The 19288-nt window shown below is 73.1% G+C and carries 15 protein-coding genes and 2 pseudogenes; 6 read left to right on the top strand and 11 right to left on the bottom strand.

The features are described from left to right. Window positions 1-317 precede the first annotated feature (317 nt). The 5 genes and pseudogenes from A2U95_RS07750 to A2U95_RS07735 form a co-directional block, all read right to left on the bottom strand. Complete coding sequence (locus tag A2U95_RS07750) at window positions 318-1520, bottom strand: PP2C family protein-serine/threonine phosphatase (protein ID WP_206282838.1); 1203 nt, start codon at window positions 1518-1520, stop codon at window positions 318-320. A 132-nt stretch (window positions 1521-1652) separates the two neighbouring features. Next, complete coding sequence (locus A2U95_RS07745) at window positions 1653-2696, bottom strand: hypothetical protein (RefSeq protein ID WP_420857018.1); 1044 nt, start codon at window positions 2694-2696, stop codon at window positions 1653-1655. A 52-nt stretch (window positions 2697-2748) separates the two neighbouring features. Continuing rightward, the gene (locus A2U95_RS32540; RefSeq protein ID WP_240957434.1) at window positions 2749-3687 is read right to left on the bottom strand and encodes an N-acetylneuraminate synthase family protein; all 939 of its coding nucleotides are present in this window, start codon (window positions 3685-3687) and stop codon (window positions 2749-2751) included. A gap of 378 nt (window positions 3688-4065) precedes the next feature. Continuing rightward, a pseudogene (locus A2U95_RS32535) lies at window positions 4066-4440 on the bottom strand (acylneuraminate cytidylyltransferase family protein); the annotation flags it as partial. A 59-nt stretch (window positions 4441-4499) separates the two neighbouring features. After that, on the bottom strand, window positions 4500-5849 hold the full coding sequence (locus A2U95_RS07735; protein ID WP_166021457.1) for a DUF6716 putative glycosyltransferase: 1350 nt from the start codon (window positions 5847-5849) through the stop codon (window positions 4500-4502). Between the two features lie 198 nt (window positions 5850-6047). On the opposite strand from A2U95_RS07735, the gene A2U95_RS07730 reads away from it, so the two are divergent. Further along, a complete protein-coding gene (locus tag A2U95_RS07730; protein WP_166021456.1) occupies window positions 6048-7028 on the top strand; it encodes a glycosyltransferase family 2 protein in 981 nt (326 codons plus the stop codon). After that, window positions 7025-8344, top strand: a pseudogene (locus A2U95_RS07725) (polysialyltransferase family glycosyltransferase); the annotation flags it as partial. The gene A2U95_RS07730 and the pseudogene A2U95_RS07725, both read left to right, overlap by 4 nt. 91 nt (window positions 8345-8435) lie before the next feature. On the opposite strand, the gene A2U95_RS07720 reads toward A2U95_RS07725, so the two are convergent. Further along, complete coding sequence (locus tag A2U95_RS07720) at window positions 8436-10016, bottom strand: acyl-CoA mutase large subunit family protein (protein ID WP_166021455.1); 1581 nt, start codon at window positions 10014-10016, stop codon at window positions 8436-8438. 278 nt (window positions 10017-10294) lie between these two features. Between A2U95_RS07720 and A2U95_RS33545 the strand changes: the two genes are divergently transcribed. Beyond that, window positions 10295-11197 (top strand): L,D-transpeptidase family protein, encoded by a 903-nt coding sequence (locus tag A2U95_RS33545; protein ID WP_359276832.1) that lies wholly within the window; start codon window positions 10295-10297, stop codon window positions 11195-11197. A gap of 242 nt (window positions 11198-11439) precedes the next feature. Here A2U95_RS33545 and A2U95_RS07710 read toward each other — a convergent pair whose 3' ends face one another. From A2U95_RS07710 to A2U95_RS07690, 5 genes are all read right to left on the bottom strand, one after another. Beyond that, window positions 11440-12213: a succinate dehydrogenase iron-sulfur subunit gene (locus tag A2U95_RS07710; RefSeq protein WP_166021454.1), complete on the bottom strand. Its 774-nt coding sequence runs from the start codon at window positions 12211-12213 to the stop codon at window positions 11440-11442. Further along, on the bottom strand, window positions 12213-13967 hold the full coding sequence (gene sdhA / locus A2U95_RS07705; RefSeq protein ID WP_166021453.1) for a succinate dehydrogenase flavoprotein subunit: 1755 nt from the start codon (window positions 13965-13967) through the stop codon (window positions 12213-12215). The genes A2U95_RS07710 and sdhA overlap by 1 nt, the downstream gene beginning before the upstream one ends. A 19-nt stretch (window positions 13968-13986) precedes the next feature. Next, complete coding sequence (gene sdhD, locus A2U95_RS07700; RefSeq protein ID WP_166021452.1) at window positions 13987-14481, bottom strand: succinate dehydrogenase, hydrophobic membrane anchor protein; 495 nt, start codon at window positions 14479-14481, stop codon at window positions 13987-13989. Window positions 14482-14489: 8 nt separating this feature from the next. Further along, a complete protein-coding gene (gene sdhC / locus A2U95_RS07695; RefSeq protein ID WP_151771660.1) occupies window positions 14490-14870 on the bottom strand; it encodes a succinate dehydrogenase, cytochrome b556 subunit in 381 nt (126 codons plus the stop codon). A gap of 137 nt (window positions 14871-15007) precedes the next feature. Then, window positions 15008-15763 (bottom strand): 2-oxo-4-hydroxy-4-carboxy-5-ureidoimidazoline decarboxylase, encoded by a 756-nt coding sequence (locus A2U95_RS07690; protein WP_166021451.1) that lies wholly within the window; start codon window positions 15761-15763, stop codon window positions 15008-15010. Between the two features lie 226 nt (window positions 15764-15989). Here A2U95_RS07690 and A2U95_RS07685 point away from each other — a divergent pair, with 226 nt between their 5' ends. From A2U95_RS07685 to A2U95_RS07675, 3 genes are all read left to right on the top strand, one after another. Next, on the top strand, window positions 15990-17567 hold the full coding sequence (locus A2U95_RS07685; RefSeq protein WP_166021450.1) for a beta-N-acetylhexosaminidase: 1578 nt from the start codon (window positions 15990-15992) through the stop codon (window positions 17565-17567). A gap of 155 nt (window positions 17568-17722) precedes the next feature. Then, on the top strand, window positions 17723-18538 hold the full coding sequence (locus A2U95_RS07680) for a DUF4328 domain-containing protein (RefSeq protein WP_166021449.1): 816 nt from the start codon (window positions 17723-17725) through the stop codon (window positions 18536-18538). Window positions 18539-18805: 267 nt separating this feature from the next. Continuing rightward, on the top strand, window positions 18806-19288 hold a 483-nt coding region (locus A2U95_RS07675), incomplete at its 3' end, for an RNA polymerase sigma factor (RefSeq protein ID WP_166021448.1).

Here is a 19288-nt window from a genome sequence, read left to right as displayed (position 1 = left end):
TCCGTCCCCGCCTCGTCCAGGTGGCGGCCGCGGGAGCCGCCGCGCCCGGCCCGACCGGGACCGCACGCACCGGGCCCGCCCCGGCCGGTGCCGGGCCCGGCCTACGCGTCCGTCCCCGCCTCGTCCGGGTGGCGGCCGCGGGAGCCGCCGCGCCCGGCCCGACCGGGACCGCACGGACCGGGCCTGACCCGGCCGGTACCGGGCCCGGCCTGCGCGTCCGTTCCCGCCTCGTCCAGGTGGCGGCCGCGGGAGCCGCCGCGCCCGGCCCGACCGGGACCGCACGGACCGGGCCTGACCCGGCCGGTGCCGGGCCCGGCCTACGCGTCCGTTCCCGCCTCGTCCGGGTGGCGGGCGCGGGAGCCGGCGCCGTGCCAGTCCAGGATCAGCAGGGTGGCGTCGTCCTCGGGGGCGCCCTCGCAGGCGTCGATGACGGCGGCGGTCAGGGTCCGCACCGCTTCCCGGGGGTGCTGCCGGGCGGTGTCGTGGACCAGGCCGGGCAGGTCCACCTTCGCGGCGCGGCGCTCCTGCATGCCGTCGGTGTGGAGCACGAGGCGGTCGCCGGGACGCAGGTCGAGTTCCTGGACGCGGTGGGCCGTGGCGGAAGGCACCCCGAAGGGCAGGTCGACGGCGGGGCGCACCTCCTCCACCCGGCCGTCCCTCAGGCGCAGCGGCCAGGGGTGGCCGGCGTTGACCAGGCGGGCGCGGGTGCCGTCCAGGGGGATCCGCAGCAGCTGTCCGGTGGCCAGGGCGCCCCGGCCGTGGGCGAGCATGGCCCGGTGCATCCGGCGGGCCTGTTCGGCCAGGTCGTGCCCGGCGCGGCGGGCGCCGCGGGAGGCGTTGACCAGGATGGTGGCCAGCAGGGCGGAGTCGACGTCGTGGCCCATGGCGTCGGTGACGGACAGGTGCAGGGTGTCGCGGTCGAGGGCGTAGTCGTAGGTGTCGCCGCCGATGTCGTCGGCGGGCACCATGTCCGCGGCGAGGACGAACTGGGGGGCCTCGCAGCAGTTGGCCGAGGGCAGGAGCTGGTACTGGATCTCGGAGGCCAGGCTCACCCGGGTGGTGCGCCGGCTCCAGTGGTAGAGGTCGGTGAAGCGGCGGTCGGTGACGACGACGTACGCCAGCGCGTGCGCGGCCAGGCCGATCTGCTCCAGCACGTCGTCGTCGGCGCGGGGCAGGGTCAGCTCCAGGACGCCGACGGTGTCGCCCCGGTTGGTGACGGGCGCGATCACCCGCTGTCCCGGTCCACCGTGCGGCACCCGCGTCAGCCGCTGGGTGCGCAGCACCTCCTCGTAGACGCTGCCGACCAGCGGGATCCGTTCGACGCCGCGGCTCCGCCGCGGCGCGGGGTCCTCGGCCATCCGCACCATCCGCAGGCCGATGACGTCGACGAACAGGAACGACACGGCCTCCGCGCCGAACCGGTCCCGCAGGTTGCGCGCGATCACGTTCACGGAGTCCACCGGCGTGGCGGCCTCCGCCGCCGCCAGGAATCCGTCCAGTCCGATCCGGTCGTGGTCCACGGGTCCTCCCTCGTTCCCCGTGCTCCTTCCCCGGGGGGCGGCGGCCATCACTGGGCCGACCGGAGGCGGGGCACGCCTGTCCCGGGGAGAACGCGTCGCGCCGGCGGAACGGGGAGGCGGCGGGGAGGGGGCTCAGACGGAGGCCGATCCCGTGGTGAGGCGGTGGATGTCACGGGCGGCGAGGGTGACGCCGCTGAGGAAGCCCTGGGCGCGGGGCGAGGCGCGCTGGGTGAGCCACGCGGGGTCGATGTCGCAGGCGGTCACCCGCGCCCCCGTCCCGGCGAGCGCGGGCGGCAGGGTGTGGAGCACCGTGGAGGGGAAGCTGAGGACGGTGCGGGCGATGGGCCCGCGGCGGGCGATCAGCTCCAGCGGCAGGTCGGGCCGCACCACCGCCAGCCCCGTCTCCACCGCCAGCCGGTGCAGCTTCTCGGCGCTCTCACGCCGGTGCGCGAAGTACCGCCGCACCCCGTGCGTGCGCGCCAGCCGCCCCACCGCCGCCAGGTACGCGTCCGCGTCCACCACGCCCGTCTCCACCAGCGACGTGCCCACCAGGTCGGCCCCCTCGGTGACCGTCGGCGGTCCGAAGGAGGCGCGGGTCCACGCGAAGTCGTTCACGGTGACCACGGCCTCCTCCGGGACCTCCGTCAGCGGCATGGCGGTGAAGATCTCCACCCCCCGCCGCTCCCCCGGCGTCAGCCGGCGCCGCGCCAGCCGCGAGACCGGCGCGAGCGCCAGGTCGCGGGGCGAGGGCCGCGCCCCGCGCCGGTGCCACCGCACCAGCGGCTCCCGGCGGACCACCTGCGCGGTGAACTCCATCGTGGCGGTGCCGTCGTCGACGACCACCAGGTCCCGGGCGGGGGTGATGGTCAGCAGCAGCTGCACGTACCGGGAGAACGGGTCCCCCACGACGATCCGCTCCGCCCGCCGCAGCAGCCCGGTCAGGCCGCCGACGGTCTTGAAGGGGGCCGAGGCGCCGCCGCGGGCCTCCTCCCAGCGGACCTCGTGCCCCTCCCGCCGGGCCAGCTCGGACATCCGCCGCAGCTGGCCCCGGCTCATCGGGTCGGTGGGCGACAGGACGACGAGGGTGATCCTCGGCTCCCTGGCGTGCGCCGCCCATTCCAGCGCGTTGAGCAGCTGAACGGGGCTCTCGACGAAGGCGAGCGTGCGCGGGCTCATGGTGCTCATGGGCGTTCCGCCGTCCTGTCGCTGGGGTGGGGGTGGGGTGCGCTCAGACCGCGGCCGGGAGCTGCGTCTCGGCCTCGGCGACCACGCCGGGGACCCGGCGCAGCTTCTTCATCGGGCCGAGCTCCGACTCGTAGACCTTCTTGACGCCGTCACCGAGGGAGGCCTCGATGGTGCGGATGTCGCGGACCAGGCGGACCAGGCCCTGCGGCTCCACCGAGGCGGCCTGGTCGGAGCCCCACATGGCGCGGTCGAGGGTGATGTGGCGCTCGACGAAGACGGCGCCGAGGGCGACCGCGGCGAGGGTGGTCTGCAGGCCCGTCTCGTGGCCGGAGTAGCCGATCGGCACGTTGGGGTACTCCTGCTGCAGGGTGTTGATCACCCGCAGGTTGAGCTCCTCGGCCTTGGCCGGGTAGGTCGAGGTGGCGTGGCAGAGCACGATGTTCTCGGAACCGAGGACCTCGACCGCGTGGCGGATCTGCTTCGGCGTCGACATGCCGGTGGAGAGGATCACCGAGCGGCCGGTGTCGCGCAGCGCGCGCAGCAGCTCGTCGTCGGTGAGGGAGGCGGAGGCCACCTTGTGGGCCGGGAGGTCGAACTTCTCCAGGAAGGCGACGGCCTCGGTGTCCCAGGGGGAGGCGAACCAGTGGATGCCGCGCTCCTTGCAGTGCTCGTCGATGGCGCGGTACTCCTCCTCGCCGAACTCGACGCGGTGGCGGTAGTCGATGTACGTCATCCGGCCCCAGGGGGTGTCGCGCTCGATGTCCCACTGGTCGCGCGGGGTGCAGATCTCCGGGGTGCGCTTCTGGAACTTCACGGCGTCGCAGCCGGCCTCGACGGCGGCGTCGATCAGCGCGATGGCGTTGTCGAGGTCGCCGTTGTGGTTGATGCCGATCTCGCCGGTGACGTAGACGGGCCGGCCGGGACCGACGAGACGCGAACCGAACGCGCGCAGACGGGGGTTGGTGCTGGTGATGGTGCTCATGAGGGGGGTCTTCCTTACGTGGTCGGTCGGTGCTTGTCGGTCGTTGCGGGGACCTCGGCCGGCCGTGCCGGCCTGGTCGAGGAGGGGTGCCAGGGCCCGGGCGCGGGCCAGGTCGTGCGGGTCGTCGATCTCCAGCACGCGGGCCGGGTCCGTGCGGACCAGGTCGGTGCGGCCGAAGAAGCGGTGCCGGTGGGCACGGAACCCGGCCGCGTCCATGGCGTAGGCGGCGCCGGTCTCCAGGAGGTCCTGGGGACGGTCCTGGCGGCGCGGCCGGAAGGACTTGTCGTGGTTCACGCCGTGGCCCCCGTCCTCCGCGGCGCCGTCCCCGGCGCCGTCGCGCCAGAGGAAGCCGTGGAAGGGGGCGACGGTGACCGCGGTGTCGGCGCCGTCCTCCGCCACCGCGGCGGCGACGCCGTCGACGTCCGCGGAGGTGAGGAACGGGCTGGTGCACTGGACGAGGAGGACCACGTCGACCGGGGTGCCGGTGAGCGCCTCGTGGGCGTCCAGGGCGTGCAGGACGGCGGACTCGGAGGTCGCGGTGTCGCCGGCGATGGCGGCGGGGCGCAGCACCGCCTCCGCCCCCGCGGCGCGGGCCGCGGCGGCTATGGCCGGGTCGTCGGTGGAGACCGCCACGTCGGTGACCAGGCGGGCGTCCCGGCAGGCCCGCACCGCGCGGGCGACCAGCGGGACGCCGGCCACCGGGGCGAGGTTCTTGCCGGGGACGCCCTTGGAGCCGCCCCGGGCGGGGATCACCGCGAGGACGCGGCGGCCCCCCGCGTCGGGCGTGGCGGCCGTGGCCGCTCCGGTGGTCGTCACAGTTCCCCCAGGCGTCGGATCAGCGGGGCCACCCGCTGGACACCGTGCCGGTAGGCGCCGCGGGCGGTCTCCCGGACCGCCCGGCGCAGCGGGCCGGGGGCGCGGTCGCCTGCGGGCGCGCCGGGCAGCGGGGCGCCGTCGGGGGCCAGGTGGTGGCGGGCGAGGACACCGGGCAGGTAGCCGCTCGCCGTGCGGAGCGTGTAGTACGGGTCGAGCGGCGGCAGGCCGGGCGACTCCAGCAGGGCGGCCAGGCGGTTGCGGGCCGCGTCGAAGGCGTGCGCGTAGTCGCCGTCGGCGGCCACGCCCTGCCGGGCCAGCCATCCCTCGTCGGGGACCGGCAGGCGTCCGGCGTCCAGGTCGTCGAAGGAGGTGAGGACGCCCGACCCGGTGAAGTGGTGGTTGCCGAGCGCCTCGCGCACCCCGAGGTCGGTGAGGACCGCGGTGGGGATGCGGCGGTGCAGGGACTCCAGGGCGGCGGTGGAGGAGACCGTGACCAGCAGGTCGGTGCGGTCCAGCACCTCGCCCATGTGCCCGTAGACCAGACGGAAGTTGGCCGGCGGCTCCAGGCCCCGCACCAGCTTCTGGTAGGGCAGTTCCTCGATGTGCGTGGTCTGTTCGCCCGGCCGCGAGCGGAGCTTGAGGAGCACCTCGCGCTCGGGGTGCCGGCGGGCGTGGCGCACCAGCCGTTCCAGCACGTGCATCCGGTCCTTGCGGGACTCCGGTACCGAGGGCTGGGCGGCGAACACCACGGTGTACGGCCGGTCCCCGCTCCCGCCCCGGTACGGCTCGCCGCCCAGGAAGGGCAGCGCGACCTCGGTGACCGCGCCCGCGTCCGCGCCCACGCCCTCGTAGACGGCGCGGAAGCGGTCGGCGTCCTGACGGGAGTTGGCGAGCACCAGGTCGGCGCCGTGGCGCAGCAGCAGGCCGTCCGCGAGCTTCTCGTAGACGATGCCGACGTAACCCGTGACCACCACCGGGCGCCGCCCGGCGGTCCGGGCCCCCCACGCGTGGCGCAGGCCGTGCAGCATGGCCTGGACGCCGCCGCCCACCAGGGCGAGCACCACCACGTCGTACGGCTCGTCGGCGGCCTCGCGGAGGAACTCGACGGCGCCGACCTCACGCAGCGAGTCCGACCCCACGCCGACCTCCGCGAGCTGGCGGGGCGTGGGGGTGGCGCGGCCGCGCAGGAGGCGGCCCTCGAGACGGACCTCCCGGCCGGCGGGCGCGAGCCGCCGCGCGGTGAGCGCACCCCACTTCCACCGGGTGTCGGAGTCCGCGACGACGGCGACCCTCAGGGCCGCGGGCGCCGGACCCTGCGTTTCTGATTCCGTGGTACTTGCTGGCACACCGGAAACGCTAGGAAGCCATTCCGAGTGGCGGCCCAACCGCACTCCAACAAACGGTGAACAGAAAGCCGCCGAGAAACCAATCGGCCGGTGGGAGGCCCGCCGGAAAACGCGGTTCACGTGACTTCCGGTCCCTGTTCACCCGCAGTCCACCGGAGGATAAGAATCCGTGCCGGGCGAGCGCCTAGCGTCGAACACGTGGTCAAGCTCTCCGTGATCGTCCCCTTCTACAACGTGCGGCAGTACGCGCCCGACACCCTGAGGAGCCTTGAGGCCAACGCACGACCCGACGTCGAGTTCCTTCTGGTCGACGACTGCTCGACCGACGAGACCCCGGCCCTGCTCGAGAGGGCGGAGCGCGACCTGCCGGGCGCGCGGCTGCTGCGGCACGAGCGCAACCGGGGCATCGCCGCCGCCCGCAACACCGGCCTGGAGGCCGCGCGCGGCCGTTACGTCACCTTCCTGGACGGCGACGACTGGCTCGCCCCGGGCCACCACGGGCGGCTGATCGAGGCCATGGAGGACCTGGGATGCGACTTCGTCCGCACCGACCACGTCCGCTCGACCGGCCGCGAGCGGGTGGTCCAGCGGGTGCCGCACGGGCGGCGCAACGTGGTCATGGACCCGCGCGGGGCGATCCTGCCGGCGGACCGCTCCACCTCCGTCGACCACCCGTTCGTCTGGGCCGACGTCTACCACCGCCGCCTCGAGGACCGGGGCCTGCTCCGCTTCACCGAGGGCCTGCACACCTGCGAGGACCGGCTGTGGACCTGGCGGCTGCACCGGGGCGCCGAGTCGTTCGCCGTGGTCAACCTGTACGGCGTCTTCTACCGCCGGGGAGTGGCCTCGTCGCTCACCAGAATCGGTGACGAACGGCAATTGGATTTCCTGCGCGCATTCGATCTGGTCATGGCGGAGACCGCCGAGGACCGGGACGGGGAAAAACTCCTCCCGAAGGTCGTGCGCACGTATTGCGCGATGATGTGCCATCACCTCGCCGCCGACGCGGAAGGCAGATATCAGCCACAGGTCGGCCGGAAACTGCGCACGCTGGCCGCCGCCGCGCTGCGCCGGATGCCGCAGGACATACTGGAGCGGACGCTGGACTCGATGGACGTGGAACGCGCCACCCGGCTGCGCCGGCTGCGCCGCCGTCCCGCCGTGGGAGCCGCCGCGTGACCACCCAGATCTTCCTCGCCTCGACCCTCTACGGCGCCGCCACCCTGGCCGCGGCCCTGGACGCCGGCTGCTTCGGTCCGGCCGGCCGCCGCATCCTGCTGGTCTCCAACAACGCGGCCGTGCCCGAGACCACCCCGGCGCTGGACGAGGCGCCCGGCTTCGCGGCGCTGCGGGACCGCTTCGACGAGGTGCTCTCCTGGAACGCCACCGTCGCGCCGTTCCACCCCTCGGGCTGGTCCCCCCGCCCGGACGACGCGGTGCTGTGGGAGCGTCACCTCCGGCTGGCCTGGCGGCTGGGCGACGACGACGTGGAGCTGGCCGTGGAGTCGATCCAGGCGCAGCCCGCGCTGGGCGTCACGCAGATCTTCACCGGCGCCCCGGTGACCGTCTACGCGGACGGCCTGATGAGTTACGGGCCCACCCGGATCAAGCTGGACCCGCTGGTCGGCACCCGGGTCACCCGGCTGCTCCACCTGGACCTGGTGCCGGGCCTGCGCCCGCTGCTGCTGACCGAGTACGAGGTCCCCGCCGAGCTGGTGCCCACGGACGCCTTCCGCAAGGTCCTCGACGAACTGGCGGCCCACGAGGAACTGCCCCCGCTTCCGCAGGGTGCCGCGCTGCTGCTCGGCCAGTACCTGTCCGCGCTGGACATCCTCACGCCCGAGGAGGAGGAGGCGCTGCACCTGCGGATGGTGCGCGGCGCGGTGGCCCTCGGCCACCGGTCCCTGGTCTTCAAGCCGCACCCCACCGCCCCCGCCGCCTGGCACCGGGCGGTGGCGGACGAGGCGGAGCGCCTCGGCGCCGAACTGACCGTGCTGGACCTGCCGGTCCTGGCCGAGGTGCTGTTCCGCCGGATCCGTCCCGCCCTGGTGGCCGGCTGCTTCTCCACGGCGCTGATCACCGCCTCCGCGCTGCACGGCCTGCCCGTGGCGCGGACCGGCACCACGATGCTGCTGGACCGGCTGACGCCGTACCAGAACAGCAACCGGATCCCGGTGACGGTGGTCGACGCCCTGCTGCCCGACCTGGAGGACGCCGCCGCGGTGCGCGGGCAGCGGCCCGGCACGACGGCCGAGGAGCTGGGCGAGCTGGTGACCGCGGTGGGCTACGCGATGCAGGCGAAGATCCACCCTTCGCTGCGCGCGGACGCCGTGCGGTTCCTGGCCGGCCATCAGGACGAGCGGTGGCTGCGCTACTTCAAGCGCCGCCGGCTGGCCTCGCTGGGCCTGCCCGGCGGGCTGCCGTCCGGCCTGTCGTTCCTCCCCGACAACCGGCTGGCCCGGCGCGTGGTGCGCCGCGCCCGCCAGGTGCGGCGGCCGTACGGGGCGGTGTGTCCCGTGCCCGGCCGGACGCGGTGCGCGGTCACCGGGCGCCCGTCGTCCGCCGCCGGTCGCGGGCCCGCCGCGGTCAGAACGCGTCGGACGGCACGTAGGTGCCCCACACCCCGCGCAGGGCGTCGCAGACCTCGCCGACGGTGGCGCGGGCGCGCAGCGCGTCCTTCATCGGGTACAGGACGTTGTCCTCGCCCTCGGCGGCCTTCTTCAGGGCCTCCAGCGCGCTGTCCACCGCCGCCTGGTCGCGCTCGGCGCGCAGCCGGGCCAGCCGCTCGGCCTGCTGGGCCTCGATCGCCGGGTCGACGCGCAGCGGCTCGTAGGGCTCCTCCTCGTCGAGCTGGAAGCGGTTGACGCCCACCACGACGCGCTCGCCGGCGTCGGTCTCCTGCGAGATCCGGTAGGCGCTGCGCTCGATCTCGGACTTCTGGAAGCCGCGCTCGATGGCGGCGACCGCGCCGCCCATCTCCTCGACCTTGCCCATCAGCGCGACGGCCAGTTCCTCCAGGTCGTCGGTCATCCGCTCGACGACGTAGGAGCCGGCGAACGGGTCGACGGTGGCCGTCACGTCGGTCTCGTAGGCGAGCACCTGCTGGGTGCGCAGCGCCAGCCGGGCCGACTTGTCGGTGGGCAGCGCGATGGCCTCGTCGAAGGAGTTGGTGTGCAGCGACTGCGTTCCGCCGAGCACCGCCGCCAGGCCCTGGACGGCGACGCGGACCAGGTTGACCTCGGGCTGCTGGGCGGTGAGCTGGACGCCCGCGGTCTGGGTGTGGAAGCGCAGCATCATCGACTTGGGGTTCTTCGCGCCGAACTCCTCGCGCATGACCCGGGCCCAGATGCGGCGGGCGGCGCGGAACTTGGCGACCTCTTCGAGGATCGTGGTGCGGGCCACGAAGAAGAACGACAGCCGGGGCGCGAAGTCGTCCACGTCCATGCCGGCGGCGACCGCGGTGCGGACGTACTCGATGCCGTCGGCGAGGGTGAAGGCGATCTCCTGCGCGGGCGAGGCGCCGGCCTCGGCCATGTGGTAGCCGGAGATCGAGATGGTGTTCCACTTCGGGATCTCGGCCCTGCAGTACTTGAAGATGTCCGCGATCAGCCGCAGCGACGGCTTCGGCGGGAAGATGTACGTGCCGCGGGCGATGTACTCCTTGAGCACGTCGTTCTGGATGGTGCCGGTGAGCTTGTCGGCGCTGACGCCCTGCTCCTCGGCGACCAGTTGGTAGAGCAGGAGCAGCAGGGAGGCGGGGGCGTTGATGGTCATCGACGTGGAGACCTTGTCCAGCGGGATGCCGTCGAAGAGGACCCGCATGTCGTCGATGGAGTCGATCGCGACGCCGACCTTGCCGACCTCGCCGGAGGCGATCGGGGCGTCGGAGTCGTGGCCCATCTGGGTGGGCAGGTCGAAGGCGACCGAGAGGCCCATGGTGCCGTTGGCGATGAGCTGCTTGTAGCGCTGGTTGGACTCCACGGCGGTGCCGAAGCCGGCGTACTGGCGCATGGTCCAGGGACGGCCCGTGTACATCGACGGGTAGACGCCGCGGGTGAAGGGGTACGCGCCCGGCTCGCCCAGTTTCCCGGCCGGGTCCCAGCCCTCCAGGTCACCCGGCCCGTAGACCGGCTCGATGGGCAGTCCGGACTCCGACTCGCGCGCCATGGGATGTGCCTCCGCGTCCTTGCTGTTTCTCGCCGTTGGGGGTCACTCACTGAGATTTGCGCGACCTGCCACGGACTGTAGCGGTGGCCCCCCGGTGGGTGGAGGGGCACGCGCTGGGACCTTGCTCACAACACGGGTGCGCGACCCGCGAGGGTGAGCGGTGGTTCAGGCACCGGCCGGTGCGGGGAGCATGACGGCGACAGGCGCGCCGGGGCAGGCACGGCGCACGGACGACGGGGGTCGCCGCGGTGGGACGACGGAGGACGACATGGGGGCCGGTGGCGGCACCGGTGGTGGCGGCCGCGCTGGCGGTGACGGCCGCGGTGGCGGGGTGCACGGTGCGACCGGACAGCGAACCGCCGTGGACCGGGGCCACGGACGACGCGCGGAACGCCGGCCCGGGCCCCGGCTCCCCCGCGCCGCCGTCGGCCACCACGCCGCCCCCGGCCGCCACGCCGGCTCCGTCGGAGCCGGCCCCGGAGCCCTCGCCGTCCCGAAGACCGCCCACCGCCTCGTCCTCACCTTCGCCCTCGCCCTCGTCCCCGCCGCCGAAGGTGCTGTGGTCGCCGGGCGACGAGGGGCGTGACGTCCGGGAGATCCAGGCCCGGCTGCGGCAGATCGCCTGGCTGCACGAGGGGCCCACCGGGGTGTACGACCGGGCCACCGAGGAGGCGGTCAAGGGCTTCCAGGACAAGCGGGGCCTGCCGCCCACCGGGAGGATGGACTCCGCCAGCTGGAAGCGGCTGCTGGACATGACCGGCGAACCGGGCCGGTGGGACCTGTACCTGATGGGCGGTCAGCCCCCCGGTCCTCCCGACCCGCGCTGCCTGAGCGGGCGGGTGCTGTGCGTCGACAAGACGACCCGCACCCTGCGCTGGATGGTGGACGGCAGGACGGTCTCCCACATGGCGGTGCGCTTCGGGTCGGTCGCCACGCCCACCCGTGAGGGCGAGTTCCACGTCTACTGGAAGTCCCGGCACCACGTCTCGACGCTCTACGACTCGCCGATGCCCTACGCCATGTTCTTCAGCGGCGGCCAGGCCGTCCACTACTCGGAGGACTTCGCCGCCCGGGGTTACGCGGGCGCCTCGCACGGCTGCGTCAACGTGCGGGACGAGCGGCTGGTCGCGGAGCTGTTCGCCTCGGTGCGGGAGGGCGACAAGGTCGTCGTCCACCGGTGACCGGGACCGGCGGGGAGGGGTGCGCGGGCGGGGCAGGGGGAACGTGCCCCGCCCGCGCGGGTGCGGGGCCAGGTGTACGGGGGGGAACCCTGGCTCCGCGGCAGCCGATGACCAGTCGGCCCACTTCACACAGCGCCGTGTGCCCCGAAAATGTCACCCGATGCCTCCGGAACGCGCGAGGAGGGCCCCGCGGCGTGCTGCGGGGCCCTCCTCGTGCGCGTTCCGCCGGGTGGCGGCGGGGGTCAGATGCGACGCGTGATCAGCGCGCGCTTGACCTCCTGGATCGCCTTGGTGATCTCGATGCCACGCGGGCAGGCGTCCGTGCAGTTGAAGGTGGTGCGGCAGCGCCACACACCGTCACGGTCGTTGAGGATCTCCAGGCGCTGCTCGCCCGCCTCGTCACGGCTGTCGAAGATGAAGCGGTGGGCGTTCACGATGGCGGCCGGACCGAAGTACTGGCCGTCGTTCCAGAACACCGGGCAGGACGACGTGCACGCGGCGCACAGGATGCACTTGGTGGTGTCGTCGAACCGCTCGCGGTCCTCGGCGGACTGCAGACGCTCACGCGTCGGCTCGTTGGTGTCCTTCGTGATCAGGAAGGGCATCACGTCGCGGTAGGCCTGGAAGAACGGCTCCATGTCGACGACGAGGTCCTTCAGGACCGTCAGACCCTTGATCGGCTCGATGGTGATCGGCTTCTCGGGGCTGATGTCCTTGATCAGCGTCTTGCACGCCAGGCGGTTCTTGCCGTTGATCCGCATGGCGTCGGAACCGCAGATGCCGTGCGCGCAGGAGCGGCGGAAGGTGAGCGTGCCGTCCAGGTCCCACTTGATCTTGTGGAGACCGTCGAGCACGCGCTCCTTCGGGTCCATCTCGAAGGTGAAGTCCTGCCACTCCGCCTCGGCCGACACCTCGGGGTTGAAGCGGCGGACGCGGAAGGTGACCGTGATGTAGGGGGAGTCGGCGAAGCCGGGCTCGGCACCGCCGTCGGTCTTCTCCAGGGTCGGGGTTGCCATCAGTACTTACGCTCCATCGGCTGGTAGCGGGTCTGGACGACCGGCTTGTAGTCGAGACGGATGCTCGTGGAGCCGTCCTCGGCCACCTCGCGGTACGCCATGGTGTGGCGCATGAAGTTGACGTCGTCGCGGTTCGGGTAGTCCTCGCGGTAGTGACCGCCGCGGGACTCCTTGCGGGCCAGCGCGGAGACGGCCATGACCTCGGCCAGCTCCAGCAGGTTGCCCAGCTCGATGGCCTCCAGCAGGTCGGTGTTGAACCGCTTGCCCTTGTCCTGGATCGAGACGTTCTTGTAGCGCTCGCGCAGCTCGCCGATCTTCTCCACGGCTGCCTTGATCGTCTGCTCGGTGCGGAACACCATGACGTTGGCGTCCATGGTGTCCTGCAGCTCGCGGCGGATGTCGGCCACCCGCTCGTTGCCCGTGGCGGAGCGCAGGCGCTCCACCTCCGAGACCACGAACTCGGCCGGGTTCTCCGGCAGCGGCACGAAGTCGGCGGAGTGGGCGTACTCGGCGGCCGCGATGCCGGACCGCTTGCCGAACACGTTGATGTCCAGCAGCGAGTTGGTGCCCAGGCGGTTGGCGCCGTGCACCGACACGCAGGCGACCTCGCCGGCGGCGTACAGGCCCGGGACCACCGTGGTGTTGTCGGCGAGGACCTCGCCCATCACGTTGGTCGGGATGCCGCCCATGGCGTAGTGCGCGGTGGGCTGGATCGGGATCGGGTCCGTGTAGGGCTCGATGCCGAGGTAGGTCCGCGCGAACTCGGTGATGTCCGGCAGCTTGGCGTCGAGCTGCTCCGGCGGCAGGTGGGTGAGGTCCAGGTAGACGTGGTCGCCCTCGGGACCGCAGCCGCGGCCCTCGCGGATCTCCGTGTAGATGGAGCGGGAGACGACGTCGCGGGAGGCGAGGTCCTTCATCACCGGCGCGTACTTCTCCATGAAGCGCTCGCCGTGCTTGTTGCGGAGGATGCCGCCCTCGCCGCGGGCGCCCTCGGTGAGGAGGATGCCCATGCGCCAGATGCCGGTCGGGTGGAACTGGAAGAACTCCATGTCCTCCAGCGGGATGCCCCGGCGGTAGACGGCGGCCTGGCCGTCACCGGTGAGGGTGTGCGCGTTGGAGGTCACGCGGAAGAACTTGCCGGTGCCGCCCGAGGCGTAGATGACCGACTTCGCCTGGAAGACGTGGATCTCGCCGGTGGCCAGCTCGTAGGCGACGACGCCGGCCGAGACCTTCTTGCCGTCGACCTCGGTGAGCAGCTGGTCGAGGACGTAGAACTCGTTGAAGAACTCCACGCCCTCCTTGACGCAGTTCTGGTACAGCGTCTGGAGGATCATGTGACCGGTGCGGTCCGCGGCGTAGCAGGACCGGCGGACCGGGGCCTCGCCGTGGTTGCGGGAGTGACCGCCGAAGCGGCGCTGGTCGATGCGGCCCTCGGGGGTCCGGTTGAACGGCAGGCCCATCTTCTCGAGGTCGAGGACCGAGTCGATGGCCTCCTTCGCCAGGATCTCCGCGGCGTCCTGGTCGACCAGGTAGTCACCGCCCTTGACCGTGTCGAAGGTGTGCCACTCCCAGTTGTCCTCCTCCACGTTGGCCAGCGCGGCGGCCATGCCGCCCTGCGCGGCGCCCGTGTGGGAGCGGGTCGGGTACAGCTTCGTCAGCACGGCGGTGCGGCTGCGCTTCGTCGCCTCGATGGCGGCGCGCATGCCGGCGCCGCCGGCGCCGACGATGACGGTGTCGTACTTGTGGATCTTCATGAAGTCTGCAGCCCCGGATCTAGCGGATGTTCGGGTCGAAGGTGAAGATCACCAGCGTGCCCAGCAGGATGGTGAACACCGTGGCGGTGTAGAGGAGGCCCTTGAGCCACACCCGGGTGTTCGCGCGCTCCGCGTAGTCGTTGATGATCGTGCGCAGGCCGATGGTGCCGTGGAGCATGGCGAGCCACAGCATCAGCAGGTCCCAGACCTGCCAGAACGGCGAGGCCCACCGGCCGGCCACGAAGGCGAAGCTGATCTTCGAGACGCCGCCGTCCAGCACCAGCTGCACCAGGAGGTGGCCGATGACCAGGACGACGAGCACGACGCCGGACAGGCGCATGAAGAGCCAGGCGTACAGCTCGAAGTTGCCCCGGGTGGCCCTGCCGGTCTTCTTGGTGCGCTTGCGCGGGGGCTCGATCACGGGAGCCGGGTTGTCGACGGAGTAGAGGGGGGTCCCCTCGACCGGGCCGATGCCCGAAGCGGTGGAGTCGGTCTTGGCTACGTTGTTCGACATGCTTCGCGTCAGCTCCCGAAGACTTCAGCAGCGGCGTGACCGAGGACGGGGTACAGCGCGCCGATCATCAGCACGACCCACACGCCGACGACGGCCCAGAGCATCTGCTTCTGGTAGCGCGTGCCCTTCGACCAGAAGTCGACGGCGATGACACGCAGGCCGTTCAGCGCGTGGAAGAGGATCGCGGCGACGAGGCCGTACTCCAGCAGCGCGACAAGGGGCGTCTTGTACGTGGCCACGACCTCGTCGTAGGCCTCGGGGGAGACACGCACGAGAGCGGTGTCCAGCACGTGGACGAACAGGAAGAAGAAGATCAGCACGCCGGTGACTCGGTGAGCCACCCACGACCACATTCCTTCCCGTCCGCGGTAAAGCGTTCCAGCCGGCACGGAAGAACCCTCCGGGAGCGGGGATTGGGGCCTCGCCGGCTTTGTCTGTCGGACGGGCCCGGCCGGGTACGGTCCACCGGCCCCGGCCATCGTAGCGACGTGCTGTCGGAACCTTTAGCGCAGCCCTGCCGATGTGATCAAACCGGTAGGCCCAGCGGGGGTGCGAACGGGGGGAATTCCGTACATTTCGGATGGAAATCATCGGCACGATCGGAACGAATCAGTCGGGTGAGTCGTTCCCGCGCCAGTTGCCGCAGCTCGTCGGCGGCGACCACCCGCTCGTCCTCCGGCGCCAGGGCCAGCCTGCTGCGGACCGTGACGAGGAGGTGGTTGAGGGCGTCCTCCGGGTCCACGCCCGCCAGCGAGAGGACGAAGCCGTGCCCGAACCTCTGTTCGTACGCGACCCAGGCGGCGCGGACCGCGGTGCGGGCGGCGCGGGGCATGGACCGGACCACCCTCAGCTGCTGCTCCGACCACAGTCCGCCGCCACCGCCGGGCGCGGCGGGGGCGGGCGGCACGGCCGTCGGGTCGTCGGCGGCCAGGAAGGCCCGGGTGAGTCCGTCCGTCCGGAGCAGCCGGCACTCCTCGCGGACGGCCTCGAGCAGCTCGTCGGGCGTGAGGTCGTAGGCCGCCTCGTCGGACGCGGCGAGCAGGGAGGCGAGGTCCGGGTAGGGGCGGTGGGCCGCCACCCGGGCGGCCCAGCGGTGGCTGCGCAGGCAGCGGACCAGGAGGTGCCGGGCGGCGGTCCCGGTCTTCCCGTTGAACCGCTCCAGGCCGTCGGGCGTGCCATGGCCCTGTTCCGGGATGCGTGTGGAAGGCAGCGGAGGTCCTCGGCGGGTTCCGGGGCGCCGGAGGGGCGCCGCGTGGGTGACGGCGGGACGGTGCGCGGACATTGCGACAGTTGTGGACACACGGTAGCGGCGCGACCACGGAGACGGTAGCCGAACGGGCGTCTTTCACCCTCGGGGGAGAAATGCCGGACGCGGGGTGGACGCCGCGCGTCGGCGGGCGGCCGGGACGAAACGCTCTTACGTTGGCAAGGTGAGTCAGCACAGTCGTCGTACCGCGAACAGCCCGAAGCACGGCAGGTCCGGCCGTTCCCCCCGTGGGACGAGGCGGATGAGACAGGCCCGGTGGGCCGCGGCGGCCGTCGTCGCCGCCGGTTCGGCCGTCCTGGCGTACGGCGTCTGGCCGGCCGACGGGGGCGGCGGATCACCCGGCGGCCGCACTCCGGCCGGCACCCGCGCCACCCCCGCCTCGCCCCGGCCGGCCGCCGCTCCTCCGCGGACGATCCCGGCGGTCCGGGAGTACGTCCCGGCGGCCGGCCCCGGGTGGAAGCCGAGGGACGGCGCCCGCGTGGTGGTGGGCGACGACGACCTCGCCGACGAGGGACGCCTGGTGGCCGGGGAGCTCGGCCTGACCTACGCCGGGGAGAAGGGCGCCGGGGACGTCCGGGACGGTGATCTGCGCCTGGAGACCGGCGGGGACCAGGGCGCGAACCCGGAGTCGTACCGGCTGACCGTCCGCGACGGCCGTGCGGTGATCAGCGGGCCCTCCGACGCCGGGGTCTTCTACGGCACCCGCACCCTGAAGCAGACGGTGGCCGGTGGCGGCACCGCGCCGGAGGGCGTGGTCCGGGACGAGCCGGCCAAGGCCAAGCGGGGCCTGATGCTGGACATCGCCCGGAAGTTCTACGCGGCCGACTGGATCGAGGACCGGATCCGGGAGATCGCCGACCTCAAGTACAACGAGTTCGGCCTGCACTTCTCCGACGACCAGGGCTTCCGCGTCGAGTCCGCCGGCCACCCCGAGGTCGTCTCCGACCCGCACCTCACCAAGGCCGAGGTGAGGCGGATCGTCGACCTGGCCCGCAGCCTGCACGTGCGGATCGTCCCGGAGATCGACTCCCCCGGGCACCTGGGCGCGGTGCTGAGGGCCCATCCGGACCTCCAGCTCCGCAACGCGAACGGCCGGCCGACCGCGGGCGCGATCGACATCTCCGAGCCGGCCGCCGGGCAGCTCGTCGACGAGCTGATCGAGGAGTACTCCGAGGTCTTCCCCGGCAGCGAGTGGCACCTGGGCGCCGACGAGTACCTGGCGCTGATGGTCAGCGACCCGGAGGCCTCCTACCCGGGCCTGGCGGCCGCGGCGCGCGAGAAGTACGGCCCGGACGGCACCGTCGAGGACCTCACCACCGGATGGCTCAACGACCGGGCAGCCACCGTCAGGAAGCTGGACCGCACGCCGCGCGCCTGGAACGACGGGTTCTTCGACGGGGGCGCGGTGGCGCCCTCGGAGGACATCCAGGTCGCCTACTGGACCGGCAAGGAGATCGGCGCCAGGGAACCCGCCGAGTTCCTGGAGGCCGGGCGCGAGCTGATCAACTACAACGACGAGTACCTCTACTACGTGCTCGGCGAGCCGCAGACCTTCGTCTACCCGACCGGGCGGCGGATCTACGAGGAGTGGACCCCGCTGGTGGTGCGCGGCTCCACCCCGGTGCCCGAGCGGTACGACGCCCAGATCCTCGGCGGCTCGCTGGCCGTCTGGGGCGACCGGCCGAACGCCCAGACCCAGGAACAGGTCGCGGCCGGGCTGCGGATGCCGCTGCGGGCCACGGCGCAGAAGCTGTGGGACCGGCGCGAGCCGTCGTTGAGCTGGACGGACTTCCAGCAGCTCGCTGAGCGGCTCGGCTGAACGGCCGCCGGGACGGGCGGGGCCTTTCCTGGACGGCGGACGATCGTCGGACGTATGTTCGGCCCTCGGTGCGGGCGGGCGGCGTGGTACGCCGCCCGCCCGCGCCGTGCCGTGTCCGATCCGCCGTACCGACATCCTCACCGGGGGGACCCACCGTGCTCTGCGTCAACTGCCGGCACCACGAGGCGCATCCGCAGGGGGCGCACTGCGAGGCCTGCGCCGCCGGGCTGCGGCCGCCCGTCGCCGCGGCCGGGGCGCCCGGGGCGTGGCTGCGCCCGCCGCTGCCCCTGGCCCGCTGGACCGCCGGGCTGCTGGGACTGGTGGCCGTGACCGACCTGTTCGCGCTGTGGGCGGACTTCGGGCTGTACGACCTGGTCCGCGAGCGCGCGGCCGCCGGGGACGACGTGATCGACGTCTACACCACGCGGGACGCGCACCTGCTCGTCGCGGGTGCGGCGCTGACGCAGGCCGTCGCCATGGCCGCCTGCGCCGTCGTGTTCCTCGTCTGGTTCCACCGGGTCCGGGTCAACGCCGAGGTCTTCTCCCCCCACGGACACGGGCTGAAGCGGAACTGGACGCTCTGGGGCTGGTTCGTCCCGGTGGTGAACCTCTGGTTCCCCCGCCGGATCGCCGGCGACATATGGCGGGCCTCGGCCGGGCCGGGGCGCGCCGAGGTGCTGCTCTCCGTCTGGTGGGCGATGTGGCTGGGCACCTGGGTCCTCGGCCGCCTCGCCGGCAGCGCGTACGACAGCGCCTTCGAGGCCGACGCCACCCAGGTGACCACGGCCGCCCAGGCCTCCTGGTGGGCGATGTCCGCGAACGCCTTCGACGCCGCGGCGGCCGTCGTCGCGGCGTGGTTCGTGCTGCGGCTCTCCGGCGCCCAGCACCGCAAGGCGGTCGGGCCGGCGGCCGCCGCACCGCCTCCTGCCGCGCACCCGGCTCCGCACCCCGTGCCGCCGCGCCATGCCTGAGGAGCGCCGGGGGCGACGGACGACGGCCGGGGCCGCCACCCCCCACAGGAGAGGCCCCGGCCGTCGCAGCCGACGGGCCGTCACCGGCCCGCACTTGTTCCAGCGCCGTTGCTCGCGGTTTTGTCACACCAAGCACACAAAAATGTCCGTGAGCTCCCTGTACGCATGGACGTGGACCCGTCGGCCCCGTAACGTGCCTGTCGCGACGGAGAGGGATCCGGGCCGCGGGCGCGGCGCCGGTCTGGGCGCGAGAAAGGCACGCGTGGGGTGGGGGACGACGCGGAGCTGACCGCCGCGGTGCACGCGGCACAGGACGGGGACGAGACCGCGTTCCGGACTGTGTACCGCACGGTGCACCCACGGCTGCTCGGTTATGTACGCACACTGGTGGGCGATCCCGACGCCGAGGACGTCACCTCGGAGGCGTGGCTGCAGATCGCCCGCGACCTCCACCGGTTCAGCGGTGACGCGGACCGGTTCCGGGGGTGGGCGGCGCGCATCGCGCGCAACCGGGCGCTCGACCACATCCGGATGCGGGGCCGGCGTCCGGCGACCGCGGGCGACGAGACGGAACTCGCCGACCGGCCGGCCCCCGCGGACACGGCGGCGGAGGCGATCGACGCCCTCGCCACCGACCGGGCGTTCGCGCTGATCTCCCGTCTGCCGGCCGACCAGGCCGAGGCGGTGGTGCTGCGCGTGGTCATGGGCCTGGACGCCAGGTCGGCCGCCGCGACGCTCGGCAAGCGGCCG

It is taken from the genome of Streptomyces chilikensis (assembly GCF_001642695.1).
Lineage (GTDB): Bacteria > Actinomycetota > Actinomycetes > Streptomycetales > Streptomycetaceae > Streptomyces > Streptomyces chilikensis.
The sequence above is the reverse complement of the archived record's forward strand: the minus strand, read 5'-3'. Positions and strand labels throughout refer to the sequence as shown.